This is a genomic window from Shewanella sp. SM23 (assembly GCF_025654295.1).
GTDB lineage: Bacteria > Pseudomonadota > Gammaproteobacteria > Enterobacterales > Shewanellaceae > Shewanella > Shewanella oncorhynchi.
Genome location: NZ_JAKKRM010000071.1, coordinates 1 through 552 on the forward strand (window position 1 = coordinate 1; position 552 = coordinate 552).

Here is a 552-nt window from a genome sequence, read left to right on the forward strand (position 1 = left end):
GCTTGCTTGGCGATGACCTACTCTCACATGGGGAGACCCCACACTACCATCGGCGCGTTTGCGTTTCACTTCTGAGTTCGGGATGGGATCAGGTGGTTCCACAAGGCTATTGTCACCAAGCAAATTCTTACTGGTTAATTGTCCGTCTGACGGCATTGTTTCCTCGCTACTGTGCTCATGTACTAACGTACACTCCGCGCCTCGCTCGTCACGGCTTTGTCAGCCTAACAATTTCCTGCGTAATTAACCTTTTAATTAAAATTTGAAAAGCTGATTGCTTTTTGAGTCCACACTTCATTAAGTGTTTATATTCTGTCTAAGGCTTCTTTGTAAAACCCATCTGGGTTGTATGGTTAAGCCTCTCGAGTCATTAGTACATGTTAGCTCAACGCCTCACAACGCTTACACACCATGCCTATCAACGTCCTAGTCTCGAACGGCTCTTTAGAGGAATTAAATTCCTAGGGATGACTCATCTTAGGGCTCGCTTCCCGCTTAGATGCTTTCAGCGGTTATCGATTCCGAACGTAGCTACCGGGCAATGCCATTGGC

The 552-nt window shown here is 46.7% G+C and carries 2 rRNA genes; both read right to left on the reverse strand.

Features of this window, described 5'->3' with window-relative positions:
* Positions 1-4: 4 nt before the first annotated feature.
* A 5S ribosomal RNA gene (gene rrf / locus L5L98_RS22350) occupies positions 5-120 on the reverse strand.
* A 229-nt stretch (positions 121-349) separates the two neighbouring features.
* Positions 350-552: ribosomal RNA gene (locus L5L98_RS22355) — 23S ribosomal RNA — on the reverse strand; the annotation flags it as partial.